Source organism: Sediminibacterium sp. GW821-FHT12F12 (assembly GCF_058806635.1).
In genome coordinates this window covers 281,502-297,152 of record NZ_JBXAPW010000002.1, presented here as the reverse complement: position 1 = coordinate 297,152, position 15,651 = coordinate 281,502, and the positions used below count along the sequence as shown (strand labels likewise).

The following is a 15,651-nucleotide window of genomic DNA, read 5'->3' as shown; positions in this document are numbered from 1 at the left end:
TATGGTCAATCGCAGAGCATTTATGAAATCGGGCGCTATGGCGCTGTTTGCAGCAGGGTTTGGTGGGGTACCTACCTTTATTGCAAGAGCTGCCAATAGCGGCAAGATTTTATTGCCGTATAAAAAGAATAAAGTACTGGTCTGTATTTTCCAGCGCGGGGCAATGGATGGATTGATGGCAGTGAGTCCGTACGCAGATCCTAACCTGAAAACATTGCGTCCTACTTTGTATATGAGCCCGGCAACAACCGAAGGTAAACAGATAGACCTGGACGGACGTTTTGGATTACATCCTTCACTGGCAGCATTTGCTCCTTTTTTTACAGAGGGTCGTATGGCCATTGTACACGGCGTGGGAAGTCCGAATACCACCCGCAGTCATTTTGATGCGCAGGATTATATGGAAAGCGGCACCCCCTTCAGCAAGAGTACCAGCAGTGGCTGGCTGAACAGGGCCGTGGGTTTACTGGGGCATGAGGGCACTCCTTTTCGTGCAGTGAGCCTGACCAGTTCTTTGCCAAGAAGTCTGTATGGCGATAATGAATCATTAGCGATTAATAACCTGCAGGATTTTGCCATACAGATGCGGGGCAATCCGTTGGCTACTAATTTAGCTTCTAAATCTTTTGAGCAGCTGTACGATCAGACCTCCAGCCAGATCCTGAGTAAAACCGGTAAGGAAAGTTTTGATGCGATGAAGATGCTCAATGTGAACAATATTAAAAACTACCAGCCGGCCAATGGAGTAGTGTATCCGAATTCTCCGCTGGGCAATGCATTAAAACAGATCGCTACACTGATTAAAATGGATGTGGGTATGGAAGTAGCTTTTGCCGAGAGCGGCGGATGGGATACCCATTTTAACCAGGGAACGGTGAATGGGGCGCTGGCACGGAACCTGAAAGATTTCAGCGACAGCATAACTGCATTCTGGAAAGATATGGAAGCTTACCAGGATGATGTAACCGTGATGACGATGACCGAATTTGGGCGTACCGCGCACCAGAACGGTACCGGCGGAACTGATCATGGAAGGGCGAGTTGTTTGTTTGTATTGGGCAATGATGTACAGGGAGGAAAAGTGTACAATAATATTACATCACTCGCCAAAGCAGCACTGGAAGATGGCCGTGACCTGCCGGTGAGTACGGATTTCCGTTCTGTGTTCAGCTCGGTGGCAAATGGACATCTGAAGATCAATAACAATACAAAACTGTTCCCATCGTGGGATGGCACTGCGTTAACATTGATGAAGAATTGATAAAAGCCCGGGATCACAGTTTGTCTGAACATAGTCTGTGAACCTGGGCTTTTTTGTGCATTAAATTGAATGGACTCAGGATCCCGCAGCACCTGCTCTTGCCTGTTCCTCTGCCGCACTGCTTTTTCTGGCAGCAGAACGGTTGGCATCTTTCCCAAATCTGTAAGAGATGCTGATACTGATCTGCCGGCTATCTGTTAACTGTTTGATGGAAAAATCAACTCCCTTGTAATAGCTGGTATAATACACTCTTTGCCACAGAAACGGATCCCGCACAATGAGGCGAAGATTCCAGGTATTTGAGAAAAGTTGTTTTCCTACGCCAACGGTTACATTGGCCGAACCTTTATCGTAGAGGAGAGCAGAGAGGTAATTTCTGTGCTGATAAGTAGTGGACAGGTCAACACTCCAGCTTTTGGGTAACTGAATCTGTGCCGTAACATTGGCCGAACCACTAACAGTTTCAACACGAAAGGTTTCCTGATCAATATTGCCCTGTATCCGGTTATAAAAAACATGGGTATAAAAGGATAAAGATAGTTGGTTCCATACCCGTGTACTCAGGTTCATACTGACGCCATGCATTGATTTGATTGCCACATTATCTTTCTGCTGAAAACTCAGTTTTAACGCGGTATCCTGATAAATATTATCGCTGATCAGATCAGTGATCCGGCTGAAATAGTATTTAACTGAAATGTTTCTTTTAGACCAGCCTGCTTCAACAGTATGTGTGAACTGTGGCGATAACAAAGGGTTACCCTGCTGAAAAGTAAACTGGTTAAGTATGAACTGAAATGGATTCAGATCCTGGTAATTGGGCCTGTCAATCCTACGGTTGTAAGAGAGTAAGAGGGTCTGATTATTTTCCAGCTTTTTTGCAATACTAACAGAGGGGAACAGGTTGGTGTATCGTTTGCTGAAGCTTTGGTTATTCTGCAATTGTACACCATCGGCCATCGTATGTTCCAGTCTTGCACCTGCCGTGATATTCCAGTTGCCGGCTGTTTTTTTCACAGACAGATAGGCTGCCATGATCTTTTCTGTATAATTGAAATGATTGGAACGTGCATCCTGCTCCCAGGTGCTTCCGGTATACCTTTCATAATCAGAACGGTTGTTGGTGTTTACATAACTCATTTTACCACCTGCCTCCCATCTGAACTGGTGATTGTCGGTTTTTACAAGATCGAATTTGGCAGAATATACATAGATCCGCGACGGGTTATCACCCCTTAGCAGATAAGGCGAACCTACCGGGGTATTTACAGAATCAAATAAATAGTTATGGTTGGTTTGTGTGTTTGACCTGTTAAAATAACTGTAGTCTGCATCCATACTAAGCTCGTCGCCTTTTTTATTGAGTTGCTGCCGGTAGCTGATGCCGCCGGAATAATTGGCTCTGGAGATACGGTTACTAAAATCCGTAGACCCTATACTTTCTCCCCGCAATGGTTCAGAAATATGCGTACTTGTTTTTCCTCCATCGGTAAGTTCACTGAAATAGGCAGTTGCTTGTAGTGAAATAGTTTTTACAGGGGTTATCCGGTAATCAACATTTGTTCGGATAGCGTGTGGTATCTGGGTAACCGGATTAAAAGTAAACTGTTTGTATAACGTAGAGATTTTATTGTTGGCTGTTCTGTATAGCCTGTCGATAAAAATTTCGTAAGAATTGCGTGTGTATCCCGTTGCATACGAGATAGCGGCAGCGATCTTTGGCTGCTGGTAAAATACAGTGCTGTTCATGCTGGCCCGGGCATATTTACCCGCCGATAATACCAGACTGCTGTTTCCGCTCCAACCTGTATTTCTGCCGGATTTGGTATGAATATGGATGAGTCCGGCTGTACCGGACGCATCATATTTGGCAGAAGGCTGCGGAACCAGTTCTATGTGATCGATCTGCTGCGCACTGATGGAACGCAGCAGGTTGGCTGCTTCCTGGGCGTTCACATAAACTTTTTTTCCATCAATCAACAGCAGGGTTCCCTGTTTGCCCTGCATGCTGATCTGGCCATCCCTGTCGACGGAAACCCCGGGCGATCTTTCCAGAATGTCAAGCGCATTGGAAGCTGCATGAGAGGGGGTATTGTCAACGCGGATCACCGTTCTGTCGGGGTAAGACTGTATGGCCCTTCTTTCTGCATTTACCGTAACAGTATTGAGTTCTTTGGTAACTGGTACCAGATTAATAATAACAAGGGTAGTATCAGCAGGCGCAGGTACCAGCTGGTTGGCGAAACCGGTTGCACTGATGCGCAATAGTTTGCCACTACAGAGGTTGCTGAACAGGAAACTGCCATTGCCGGCCGATGCCTGCATTTGCAGCGGAAGACTATCCGGCAAACTTAACAGGGTGACGGTTACCTGCGCTACCGGCTTACCCTCCGAAAAAATAACTCCCCGTGTGAGGCAGGGTTTTACGGGAGGTAACTGACTATAAGCTGCAGAAAAACAGCAAATGGCTAAACTGAAAAGTAGGGATCGCATTTTTTCCGGCAAACATAGTCTGCTGGAGGAGCCGGTAACCGGCATAACCTACGAACGACCCTATACGACCACGAACAACAGGAAATGCGGTTACAGCATCAGTGAATCAGTTTTTTAAAATGATCGAGATAAGTTCTGCCAATATTCAATACGGTGCTATTGGTCATGATTACCTGGTAGTTATTGGGTTCTTTTCTGACTTCTTTTATAAAAGAGATATGGACTATATACGACCGGTGAATGCGGATAAACTTATTCGGGTCCAGTTTCTCTTCGAGTTGAGTTATGCCCAGGTTGCTCAGATAGCTGTTGTCTGAAGTAATGATACGGGTATATTCTTTTTCCGCCTCAAAGTACAGGATCTGCTCAACGGCCACATTGGCGAGCACTTTTCCTTTTTCGAGCAGCATGTGGCTGATAGGCGTATGGGCTTTGGCAGCAAGGCTTTCCAGTAAAGCCTGCAGTGGTTTTGAATGGTTGGTTTGATGCAGCACTTTGTTAACCGCTTTGCTGAATCTTTCCAGTGTATAGGGTTTTAAAAGATAATCAATGGCATTGGCTTCAAAAGCCTGTAAGGCAAACTCATCAAAAGCCGTTGTGAAAATAATTTTTGGGAAAAACTGCAGCCGGTTAACCAGTTCAAATCCGTTGTATACAGGCATCTGGATGTCGAGAAAGACCAGGTCGGGTTTCAGGGAGTGAATCATCTGTTCTGCTTCTGCACCATCACAGGCTTCTCCCAGAACAGACAATTCTGGGAAACGGGATAAATATTCCCTGATCAAAGACCTGGCACCTTGTTCATCATCAATTATCAGTACAGAGATCATATCAGGTATTTTGCAGGGGGATGATAAATGAAAAAACAAGTCCGGACGGATCATTTTTTGAAACCCGCAGCTCCTCGCCATATAAAAGCAACAAACGCTCACGGATATTATTCAAACCAATACCTTCCTGTTGAAACAGTTCTTCGGTATTACCCGCATAACCCAGGCCGGTATCAGTAATGGTGAACTGCAAATCCTTACCGGTTTGATTGATGTCCAGTATAATACTACCGCCCCTTGCTGCCCGGGAAATGCCGTGGATCAATGCATTTTCAACCAGGGGCTGGATCAGCATCGGAGGGATGCTGCGTAAACGGAGATCTTTCGGGCAGTTAATCTGAAAACTTAGCCGGTTGCCCAATCTTTCTTTTTCAAGAGAAAGATAGGTTTCTAAAAAGCGGAGTTCTTCTTCCAATGGTACCAGGTGCAGTTTGCTGGCGCGAAGCGAATACCGGAATGTATCTGCCAGCTGTGCAATCATTACCCGCACATTTTCCTGTTCGGGCCGGATGAGGGCACTGATATTATTCAGCGTGTTGAATAAAAAATGAGGATGTATCTGCGCTTTCAGCACTGCCATTTCACTCTCGTGTGCCAGTGCCAGCAATTTTTTTTCTTTTTCCAGTTGGGTAAGGGTAGTTAAACGGAAATTATGCGCATAAAACAATGCGAACTGGATCAGGTAAAACAATAAAGGCAGGTAATAGTCGAACCAGGCCGAAGCTTTTCCCTGTACTCTCACAAAACCGAAATACACCGAACTCTGCTGATGCAGGATAAGCCATACGAGGATAAAAAGCGGAATGGTAAACAGGTGCAGCAGGAAATGAACCGATACAGGCTTATTCCGCAACTGCACAAAATACAGATACCAGAGCGGGGCACTTAAAACAGCTTTGATGGCAAAGTCGGAAACAATGTTCAGCAGTTTTTCTTCGAACCCGTTCTTCTGACCGTTTTTGGCATAAATAGTGATATCGTACGTTACATAATAGATAAAACCATACACCACATAAAACAATACCCAGTAAAGCAGCTCTTTCAGCGTAATGGTTTGGTATATGCGTTTGTTCAGTGTATCGTTCAGTGCCATATCTGTGTTACGAAGATAATGGTGGCTTGTGTAAAATGAAGATCCGATAACAAAAAGGTCGCAAAAGCAGGTTGGTTTTTTGCCGGGAAAAGATGTGCAGGCTATTGTATCCTGACTGATCCGGAGTAATTTCGTCTGGATATTATTTATCTACCTGTCAACCGCATTGAACAGACGCACCCATTATATCATCCGCCGCGAATTACACGCACTGCTGGAACTGAAAAAATCAGAGCGGCTCTGGCATATTCCCTTGCTGGCGGCTCTTTGTGTAGGTATTCCCCTGTTAGCGGGACTTTTCTTTGGCCGCTTGAATGATGCCATACTGGCCTGCACAGGTGGATTGGTGATCCTATACATCCCATCCAGCCATATCGCTGCCAGGATGCTCACCATGGGAATCTGTTCAGTCGGTTTTATGATTTCATTTGCAGTGGGCCTGGCATTCAGTTTCGATCCTTTGTTATCTGCGCTGATGCTGGGGATGCTTTCATTTGCAGTACACTGGCTCACCCATCGTTTTTATCAAAGGCCCCCGGGTAACTTCTTTTTCATCATGCTGCTATCCATAGCCAGTTGTATGCCTTATCAACCCGAAACCATTGTATTTAAAACAGGTATGCTTGGTTTGGGTGCCTTACTGGCCTGTGTGCTGGCTTTGCTGTATTCCTTACTGGTCATCAGCAAATACCCGTCAAAACAGACAGGAATGCCTGCAAAAAAAAGGATCCGGTTTACAGGTATATTCACTTCTTCTGTGATCGGGCTGGTGATGGGCTTATCCCTGTTATTGGCGCACCTGCTGAAATTGAATAATCCTTACTGGGTACCCATTTCCTGTATCGCTGTTATGCAGGGTGCCAACCGGCGTCACGTTCTGCAGCGAAGCCTGCAAAGAATCCTGGGAACTTTTATCGGACTCGGTTTGGGTTGGTTGATCCTTTCTTTTCATCCAAGCGCTATTGTTGTTTGTTTGAGTATTCTTTTGCTGCAGTTTATTGTTGAAATGCTGATTGTACGGCATTATGGCCTCGCAGTCATTTTTATCACGCCACTCACCTTACTGCTTGCGGAGGCTGGCAGGGCCATGACCGCTGACCCGGCTGCATTGATCTCTGCGCGTTTTATTGATATTGTGCTGGGCAGCCTGATTGGTGCAATAGGTGGCTGGGTGTTGTATCACCGCACGTTGCATCTGCGTGCCACAAGAGAACTGCGTAAGGCAAGGGTGGCTGTGTTGAGGGGGTAAAGGAGATAACGCTATCAAATCCGATGAATACTATGGCGTATTTACTTATCCTTTGTCCATAATTTATACCCCTGAAAATAAGAGCTGTTCCAGCTTTTGTACCTGGGTATCATCTCTTCTTCCAGCCTGCGTAAAAAATCAGGATAATCTTTTTTCTGGCTCCATAAATTCTCACTCAAAGCGGTCATACGCGGTAAAACCATGTAATCTACTTTGGTGGGAAAAGCCATATATTCCGTCCATACATTCGCCTGTGCGCCAATGATCTTGTGGGCCAGTCCTGCAGCTTTCACGGCATCCGGCACTACCTGGTATTTGTAGACAGCTTCTACCGGGTTATAGCCATGAATGGCCAGACTATCTTTCGGATCTTTGGATTGATAATGATCAAAATAAAAAGGTTTACCCGGTGTTTGTATGATCTCAAAACCTTTTTTGGCAACAGCGAGAGCCTGTTTATCATCACTCCAGTTCATGATCAGGGTAGTGGTATCCAGATCACCTTCCGCAATCTCGTGCCAGCCTACAGATTTCTTATGTAGCTGTTTCAGCTGTTTGGCAACGTATTCGATAAAATAGGTTTCCAATGCTTTTTCGGATGACAGGTTCTTGCTTTTGATAAAAGCCTGTGTTTGGGGATCCTGTTTCCACCAGAGCATACTACATTCATCGCCACCGATATGTATGTAGGTTGAAGGGAATAGTTCTGCCAGTTCTGTAAAAATGTCTTTGAGAAACCTGAAAGAAGCCTTATTGGGTGCCAGCACATTGTTCTGGCGGTTATACATGCCCCAGGTACTGGCCACATTCCAGGTAGTATCGGGTTTGGTGCTGAACTCGGGGTAAGCGGCAATAGTGGCACGGCTATGCCCCGGTATATCCAGTTCAGGAATAATGGTAATGCCTCTCACGGCTGCATAGGCAATCACTTCTTTGATCTCGGCTCTTGTATAAAAACCGCCATATCGTTTTCTTTCATACCGTGCCGGAACATCTTTGAAATGACCGATCAGGGTAGAGTCGCGCCAGGAGCCAATGGTATTCAGTTTGGGATAACTCTTCACTTCAAAACGCCAGCCCTGGTCATCAGTTAAGTGCCAGTGAAATGTGTTGAACTTATGAAAAGCGAGGTAGTCGATATATTTTTTCACATAACTCACCGGAAAGATATGCCGCACCACATCCAGGTGCATACCGCGGTAACTGAATTGCGGATAGTCGGTGATGGCCACGGCAGGAATAGTAGCTGTAATGGATTTTTTATTCGGCAATAATTGCAATAAAGTCTGTGTAGCATTTACAAATCCCCTTACATCGTTGGCAGTAATGATCACCTGTTTCCCGGCAGCACTGATATGGTACATTTCGGGCCGGGTAATGCTTTTTTCATCTGTCTGAAGAATGATGCGGGGTAAAACTTTCGAAGGACTACCTGCCGACAACTGCAACCGTATGCCTGTTTGTTGTTCTATCTGCTGCTGCATATAATTTGCCTGACCGGCAAAGGAAGCGGGATAATACAGTATGGTGGATGACTGAATGGTCACGCCGGTTCCTTTCAGTGATTCGTATGTAAGCGGTGCAGGTGTGATAGGGTTCAGCATCTGCGCCTGGCTATTGATCATGACAAGTAATAGCAGACCAATACCAACAAAACATTTACGCATACAAAAGATTCAAATTGTAAAAATTCCTCAAAGCCATCAGGTTCTCAATGCATCTGTGCAGAAAACCGATCAGAGTTTTCCGTGTTTGATCTCGTCCACCACTGCCGGATCCAGCAGGGTAGAAGTATCGCCCAGGTTCTGTGTTTCGCCTTCGGCGATCTTACGCAGGATTCTGCGCATGATCTTACCGCTTCGGGTTTTTGGTAATCCACTCACAAACTGGATCTTGTCGGGTTTGGCAATGGCACCAATGATACGGGTAACGGTTTGCAGAATATCTTTCCGGATCATTTCTGCAGTACCATGCGTATCCTGTCCGTGCGAACCCTGGTAAATGACATACGCATAAATTCCCTGCCCTTTCACATCATGTGGGTAACCCACTACGGCACTTTCTACCACGCCGGCGTGCATATTAATGGCATTCTCTACTTCTGCGGTACCGATACGGTGACCGCTTACATTCAACACGTCATCTACGCGGCCAGTGATGCGGTAAAAGCCATTCTTATCGCGCATCGCGCCATCGCCGGTGAAATACATATTCTCGTAAGTGGCAAAATAGTTGGTGCGGCACCGCTCATGATCGCCATAGGTAGTGCGTAAAATGCCGGGCCATGGAGCTTTGATGCAGAGATTACCCGAAACGGTTTCATCGCCTTCGGCAACCACTTCTTTACCGGTTTCATCTACCAAAACCATCTGTAAACCCGGCATGGGTAATGTGGCCCAGCTCGGAACGGATGGGGTAATGCCTGCGAGGTTACTGATTAAACAGGCGCCGGTTTCTGTTTGCCACCAGGTATCTACGATGGGGCATTTTTTCTTGCCCACATGTTCATCGTACCAATGCCAGGCTTCTTCGTTAATGGGTTCGCCAACGGTACCCAGCACTTCGAGCGAAGCCAGACTTTTGCCATGTAAAGGGCCGGTGCCAAATCCCATGAGACTGCGGATGGCAGTAGGAGCGGTATAAAAAATATTGACTTTGAACTTGTCGATAATATCCCAGAAACGACTCGCATCCGGGAAAGTAGGTACCCCTTCAAATAGCAATGAAGTAGCGCCGGCACTAAGTGGGCCGTAAATGATATAGGTATGCCCGGTAATCCAGCCTATATCTGCCGTACAGAAATGCAGTTGCTCGGGTTTGTACTGGAATACGTTTACAAATGTATAATTGGCCCAGATCATATACCCTCCGCAGGTATGCACTACGCCCTTGGGTTTACCGGTAGAGCCGGAAGTATATAAAATAAACAGTGGATCTTCTGCATCCATTTCTTCGGCTTCTATAAAATTGAGTCCTTTCTCTTCCACATGTTTCATTTCTTCTTCCCACCATACATCCCTTCCCTTGATCATGGATACGGGTGTGCGGGTTCTGGTACACACAATCACTCTTTTCACCGTTCTGTTACCGATCAGTGCATCGTCGATCACGCTTTTCAGCGGAATGTCTTTGGCACCGCGATGGGCACCATCGCAGGTAACAATGAACTCTGCCTGGGCATCGTATAAACGGTCGGCAATACTTTGTGCAGAGAAACCACCAAACACCACGCTATGAATGGCACCGATACGTGCACAGGCTAAAACCGCAATAGAGAGTTCGGGAATCATGCCCATGTAGATACACACACGATCGCCTTTTTTAACACCATTGTTCTTTAATACATGCGCAAACTGGCAAACTTTCTCCAGCAGTTTTTTATAGGTAAGTGTGCGGTGTTGTTCATCGGGTGCATTGGGTTCCCAGATCAGGGCGGGCTCATTGCCTTTGGTGGAGATATGACGATCGAGGCAGTTCTCGGTAATATTCAGTTTGCCACCTTTGAACCATTCTACTTTGGGCTCTGTAAAATTCCATTCCAGCACAGTGTCCCATTTTTTACGCCAGGTAAAATTTTCGGCCACATCGGCCCAGAAAGCGGAAGGATCTTCGATACTTTTCTGATAAGCTTTTTTGTACTCGTCAAAGGATTTGATCTGGTAGGGGTATGACATATAATCGGGGATTTAAAGGGGGATAAAGATAAGGCATGGAGGGGAAAGTCGTGAATCGTGAGTGGTCAGTAGTGAGTAGTCAGTATCTTTTTCTCTCACTACTCACTACTGACCACTCACCCAAAGAGCTACCTGACTGAAAATAGCGCAGCCCCGCTTGTTTAAATCATCCCTTTGGCGTAAGTTGACGATGATTTATTGCGTATGAAAGAAAAGAACAGTATCTGGAAAGTGATCGGTGCTTCTTCGCTCGGCACTTTAATAGAATGGTATGATTTCTATATTTTCGGAAGCCTGGCCACGGTGCTCGCTAACCAGTTTTTTCCCAAAACCAATCCTACCGCGGCATTATTATCTACGTTGGCCACTTTTGCAGCAGGATTTATCGTACGTCCTTTCGGGGCACTGGTATTTGGCCGGCTGGGCGATCTGATCGGTCGTAAACACACGTTCCTGCTCACACTTGTTATCATGGGCGGTTCCACATTTGCCATCGGTCTCATACCGAGTTACGAAACCATCGGCTTTGCGGCTCCCATTCTGGTATTGGTATTGCGTTTGCTGCAGGGACTGGCACTGGGAGGCGAATACGGTGGTGCCGCTACCTATGTGGCCGAACATGCACCGCACGATAAAAGGGGTTTTTATACTTCCTGGATCCAGACCACCGCTACCCTGGGTTTATTTGTATCACTCGGTGTGATCCTCTTAACCCGTCATAGCCTGGATATTGACCAGGCAAGGTCCATTGCCAAGTTTAACGACTGGGGCTGGCGGATTCCTTTTCTGGTTTCCATAGTACTGGTAGGCGTATCTATCTATATCCGTTTGAAGATGAAAGAGTCGCCCCTGTTTGAGCAACTGAAAACTTCCGGCACCCGTTCTGTGAATCCCTTAAAAGAAAGTTTCGGACATAAATCCAACCTCAAAATGGTATTGCTGGCCTTGTTTGGTGCGGCCATGGGCCAGGGAGTGGTTTGGTACACCGGACAATTCTATGCACAATCATTTATAGAAAATGTATGTAAGATCGATTTCGACCAGTCGCGCACCATCCTCATCTGGGCCATCCTTTTTGCCACGCCTTTTTTTGTGGTATTCGGCAGCTGGAGCGATAAGATCGGCCGCAAATGGATCATGCTGGGAGGGATGTTCCTCGCTATTGTTACCTACAAACCTTTGTTCAGGCAATTACTGGTACTTTCAGGTACGGCTACCAAAACTGAATTAACCGATCTGAAGCAGATCAAAACCAACCGGGTACCTATTGCCAATACAAACGATACTTTACGCACGGTATCCCATCTTACCTATTATGAAGATGGCATGGTAGTAACGCAAACCACCAAAGACACGGTATATGCAGCAGCCGGCAAAACAACGGTGAAGCCAGATGTAAAGCTCTCCAAAAAGGCGGGCACCAGTGATTACTGGCAAATGGTGCTGCTGGTGTTTGTGATGATTTTGTATGTGACCATGGTATATGGTCCGATCGCGGCATTCCTGGTAGAACTGTTCCCTACCAAGATCAGGTACACATCCATGTCTTTACCGTATCATATCGGTAATGGTGTATTTGGCGGACTCACTCCTTTTATCGCTACATTACTTACTACGATTTATACGAATGATCTGTTGGTGGGACTGATGTACCCTATTATTATAGCAGCGGTTTGCCTGGTGATAGGAACCCTGTACATCAATAACCGCATAGATCCGCCGATAGAAGTGCCGAATGAGTAACGCTGCTTAGAATATGACTATTTAAACGAATTGTATGAACCAACTCAAAAGACTCGCAGGTATTATCTGGTTTTTACTCGGGCCGGTGGCTGTGTATTACCTCATAAAAACAGCCGCTTCTGAAATTGCGAAAAAGCCGGTGATGGATACCAAGATCCAGTGGGGTGTATTTGTGGTCATCTTTATCCCGATCGCCATCGGGATGATGATATTTGGCTGGTATGCGTTACGGGGCGAGTATGATCATTTGCCGGAGCGTTCGGAGGAGTTGATTGATTGAAGAGGGTCGTAAAGATGAATGTTAACGGATGAATAAAATCTATTTATCAATATAAACATAATATATATCATAATGAAATACTGTTATTTCAGTCATATTCAATGAGGTGAGCCTTTCTGCGAATTGGTAAAATTGCGAGATTCTTGAATAATCTCGCAATTTTGTTTATTTTAGCTTAAATCCTCGAAAATGATTGAAAAAGCCCCACAACATATAAGGGACGACAAGGTGATACCAATAATGGTAAAGTTGCAATTCGATGGAATTTTGAATTCAATTCAAGACGAGTATCTATACTGGGATAAAATAAAATATAAATCTAAAGAGTATAAACCAGAAGAACTTTGGAATGCAATTAAATTCCACAGGTATCTTAAAAGCAACACAATCAAATTTGGAACATACAATTTTCATTACGTAGTTACAGATTTTATGCAACGTGCATTACATCAATTTGACCTACATATAGGGGGTAATTTAAGTAGTAATATTGGAATTGCGGAAACTGATAAGACTAAATTTATTGTAAGTTCTATCATGGAAGAAGCCATTTCCAGTAGTCAAATGGAAGGAGCAAACACCACGAGGAGAAAGGCTAAAGAAATGATTCAAAAAGAGCAAAGGCCAAAGAATAAGTCTGAACAAATGATTATGAATAATTTCATAACCATGAAACACATAATCGAGCATAAAAATGAAGCAATAACACCCGAAAACATCCTTTATCTACACAAATTAATATCTAACAAAACCTTAAATGACCCTGCGGATGAAGGAAGATTTAGAGACAACAATGAGGTATTTGTGGTAGACCATTCTACAAGTGAGATCGTTCATATCCCTCCGCCTAAAAGTGAATTAGACAGATTAATAGAAGATTTATGTTCCTTTTGTAATAACGAGTCCGCAAATTTCACTCATCCAATAGTCAAAGGATGTATAGTTCATTTTATGATTGGATGGATTCACCCTTTTACCGATGGAAATGGAAGAACGGCTAGAGCGCTATTCTATTGGTATTTACTGAAGCAAGGTTATTGGCTGACAGAATATCTATCAATCTCAAGAATTATTAAAGACACAAAAGGACAATATGAAAAGGCATATTTATATTCAGAAATTGATGAAAATGATTTGAGCTATTTTATTACATACCATATTAAAACAATGGAAAAAGCATTCTATGCTTTAAAAGATTATATCAATCGAAAGCAAAAAGAAGTTTTTCAGGCCGCAAAATTCATGAAAATACCTAATGTAAACGACAGGATGGCTCAAATACTAAAAATATTAAACGATGATTCTGAACGAATATTAAATACTAAAGAGATGGAAAGCCGTTTTGACATTTCCAATTTTACTGCCAGATCAGATTTAAAAAACCTTGTTGACTTAGGATTTTTAGAAACTATACAAGTAAATAAAAAGAAGCAAAACTTTATAAAATCTAAAGAGTTCGACAATATCGTGGCGAAATACAAATTGTAAGCCCGTCAGGAAGACCAAAACGAGGAGAATTTGGGCACCGCTCAATTCTTACCAATCCCTTAACCCCATTTTCCCTGCATTCAACTAATTTTGACGGAAACCCGGAAGCATGTCAATAGAAGTTACACAGTTACTGAAACAATATGGTGAGCAAAAAGCGGTAAATGGTGTTTCGTTCACTGTGAATAAAGGGGAGATCGTTGGTTTTCTGGGTCCAAATGGGGCGGGCAAAAGCACCACCATGAAGATCATTACCGGTTACCTGCAGGCTGATGGGGGCAAAGCACTGGTTTGCGGAAAGGATGTGGCTGCCCATCCCATAGAAGTAAAAAAGAAAATAGGTTACCTGCCCGAGGCCAACCCGCTCTATCCCGATATGTATGTAAGAGAGTACCTGGCATTTGTGGCGGGTATTCATCAACTGAAAGATATAAAAGCGGCGGTTGAAAAAGTAATTACCCTCACGGGCCTTACTGTAGAATCCAAAAAGAAGATCGGACAATTATCCAAGGGATATAAACAACGGGTAGGATTGGCCGCTGCCTTGATACACGAACCCGAAGTGCTGATCCTGGATGAACCTACCAGCGGACTGGACCCCAACCAGATCATCGAGATCAGGAATGTGATTAAACAACAGGGACAGAACAAAACCGTTCTTTTTTCTTCGCATATTCTGCAGGAAGTAGAAGCCATCTGCGATCGCGTAATTATCATCAACAAAGGAAATATTGTGGCCGATGATCGTTTGGTTAACCTGCAGAAGGGTAAGGGGGAAAGACATATCGTGTCTGTTCAGTTTGGCGAAACCGTCAGTCGTTCCTTACTGGATACACTGACCGATATATCCCGTTTACAGGAGCAGGGAAACAGCCACTGGCAACTGGAAACCGCTAACCCGGAATCCGTGAAAAAACAATTGCTCTCATTGGCGGTAGCGAATAATCTCAATATTGTATCCCTGCAATCGGAAGGGCATAGCCTCGAACAGGTATTCCGCACAGTAACCAACCCTGCCTGATGGAAGTACTGCCCGGCATATCAGTTACACATACCAACGAAACTGCTGATCTGGAATGGTGCGCACAACTGATGGCGGCCAACGAACCCTGGATCACACTGCAACGCAGTTATGAAGATTCGATACAATTACTGGAGGATCCTTTAAGCGAAGTTTATCTGTTTTCAAGAAAAGAAGAACGACTGGGTTTTATCATGCTCAAAGTAAAAGGTGCTTTTACCGGATACATACAAACGATCGTTATTACAGAAGCCGCCCGTGGTCAGGGACTGGGCGAAGCGGCTATCCGTTATGCAGAAACGGTCATTTTTTCGGTTAGTCCCAATGTCTTTATCTGCGTAAGCGCCTTTAACCACCGGGCCCGCGAACTCTATCTGCGACTGGGTTTTGAAGAGATAGGCATCCTGAAAGACTATGTACGCAAGGGTTACGACGAGGTATTTATGCGTAAAACCCGTGGTTCCTGGAATGATTTCAAAAAACAAAAGCCGGTAAATCCTTAAATTGCGGCACCGAAGA

12 protein-coding genes are annotated in these 15,651 nt (G+C 44.7%); 7 read left to right on the top strand and 5 right to left on the bottom strand.

Translation table 11 applies throughout. The features are described 5' to 3' along the window. The first annotated feature begins 1 nt into the window (after position 1). Positions 2 to 1,261, top strand: a complete 1,260-nt coding sequence (locus AC1RNB_RS03810; protein WP_493080847.1) for a DUF1501 domain-containing protein — start codon at positions 2 to 4, stop codon at positions 1,259 to 1,261. Positions 1,262 to 1,336: 75 nt separating this feature from the next. Here the strand turns inward: AC1RNB_RS03810 and AC1RNB_RS03805 are convergent, their stop codons facing one another. From AC1RNB_RS03805 to AC1RNB_RS03795, 3 genes are all read right to left on the bottom strand, one after another. After that, positions 1,337 to 3,754 (bottom strand): TonB-dependent receptor domain-containing protein, encoded by a 2,418-nt coding sequence (locus tag AC1RNB_RS03805; protein WP_493080845.1) that lies wholly within the window; start codon positions 3,752 to 3,754, stop codon positions 1,337 to 1,339. Between the two features lie 98 nt (positions 3,755 to 3,852). Continuing rightward, a complete protein-coding gene (locus AC1RNB_RS03800) occupies positions 3,853 to 4,584 on the bottom strand; it encodes a LytR/AlgR family response regulator transcription factor (RefSeq protein ID WP_493080843.1) in 732 nt (243 codons plus the stop codon). Position 4,585: 1 nt separating this feature from the next. Then, entirely contained in the window at positions 4,586 to 5,677 is a 1,092-nt protein-coding gene (locus tag AC1RNB_RS03795) for a sensor histidine kinase (RefSeq protein WP_493080841.1), read from the bottom strand. 166 nt (positions 5,678 to 5,843) lie between these two features. Between AC1RNB_RS03795 and AC1RNB_RS03790 the strand changes: the two genes are divergently transcribed. After that, positions 5,844 to 6,926: an FUSC family protein gene (locus AC1RNB_RS03790; protein ID WP_493080840.1), complete on the top strand. Its 1,083-nt coding sequence runs from the start codon at positions 5,844 to 5,846 to the stop codon at positions 6,924 to 6,926. Positions 6,927 to 6,967: 41 nt separating this feature from the next. Here AC1RNB_RS03790 and AC1RNB_RS03785 read toward each other — a convergent pair whose 3' ends face one another. Then, entirely contained in the window at positions 6,968 to 8,593 is a 1,626-nt protein-coding gene (locus tag AC1RNB_RS03785; protein ID WP_493080838.1) for a beta-N-acetylhexosaminidase, read from the bottom strand. A gap of 69 nt (positions 8,594 to 8,662) precedes the next feature. After that, positions 8,663 to 10,600, bottom strand: coding sequence for an acetate--CoA ligase (acs, locus tag AC1RNB_RS03780; RefSeq protein ID WP_493080836.1), 1,938 nt, complete (start codon positions 10,598 to 10,600; stop codon positions 8,663 to 8,665). Positions 10,601 to 10,804: 204 nt separating this feature from the next. Between acs and AC1RNB_RS03775 the strand changes: the two genes are divergently transcribed. From AC1RNB_RS03775 to AC1RNB_RS03755, 5 genes are all read left to right on the top strand, one after another. Continuing rightward, complete coding sequence (locus AC1RNB_RS03775; protein ID WP_493080834.1) at positions 10,805 to 12,343, top strand: MFS transporter; 1,539 nt, start codon at positions 10,805 to 10,807, stop codon at positions 12,341 to 12,343. A gap of 34 nt (positions 12,344 to 12,377) precedes the next feature. Beyond that, positions 12,378 to 12,623, top strand: a complete 246-nt coding sequence (locus AC1RNB_RS03770; protein WP_493080832.1) for a DUF6814 family protein — start codon at positions 12,378 to 12,380, stop codon at positions 12,621 to 12,623. Positions 12,624 to 12,812: 189 nt separating this feature from the next. After that, positions 12,813 to 14,111 (top strand): Fic family protein, encoded by a 1,299-nt coding sequence (locus AC1RNB_RS03765; RefSeq protein ID WP_493080831.1) that lies wholly within the window; start codon positions 12,813 to 12,815, stop codon positions 14,109 to 14,111. Between the two features lie 109 nt (positions 14,112 to 14,220). Next, entirely contained in the window at positions 14,221 to 15,132 is a 912-nt protein-coding gene (gene gldA / locus AC1RNB_RS03760; protein ID WP_493080829.1) for a gliding motility-associated ABC transporter ATP-binding subunit GldA, read from the top strand. Beyond that, positions 15,132 to 15,635 (top strand): GNAT family N-acetyltransferase, encoded by a 504-nt coding sequence (locus tag AC1RNB_RS03755; RefSeq protein ID WP_493080827.1) that lies wholly within the window; start codon positions 15,132 to 15,134, stop codon positions 15,633 to 15,635. The genes gldA and AC1RNB_RS03755 overlap by 1 nt, the downstream gene beginning before the upstream one ends. Positions 15,636 to 15,651 lie beyond the last annotated feature (16 nt).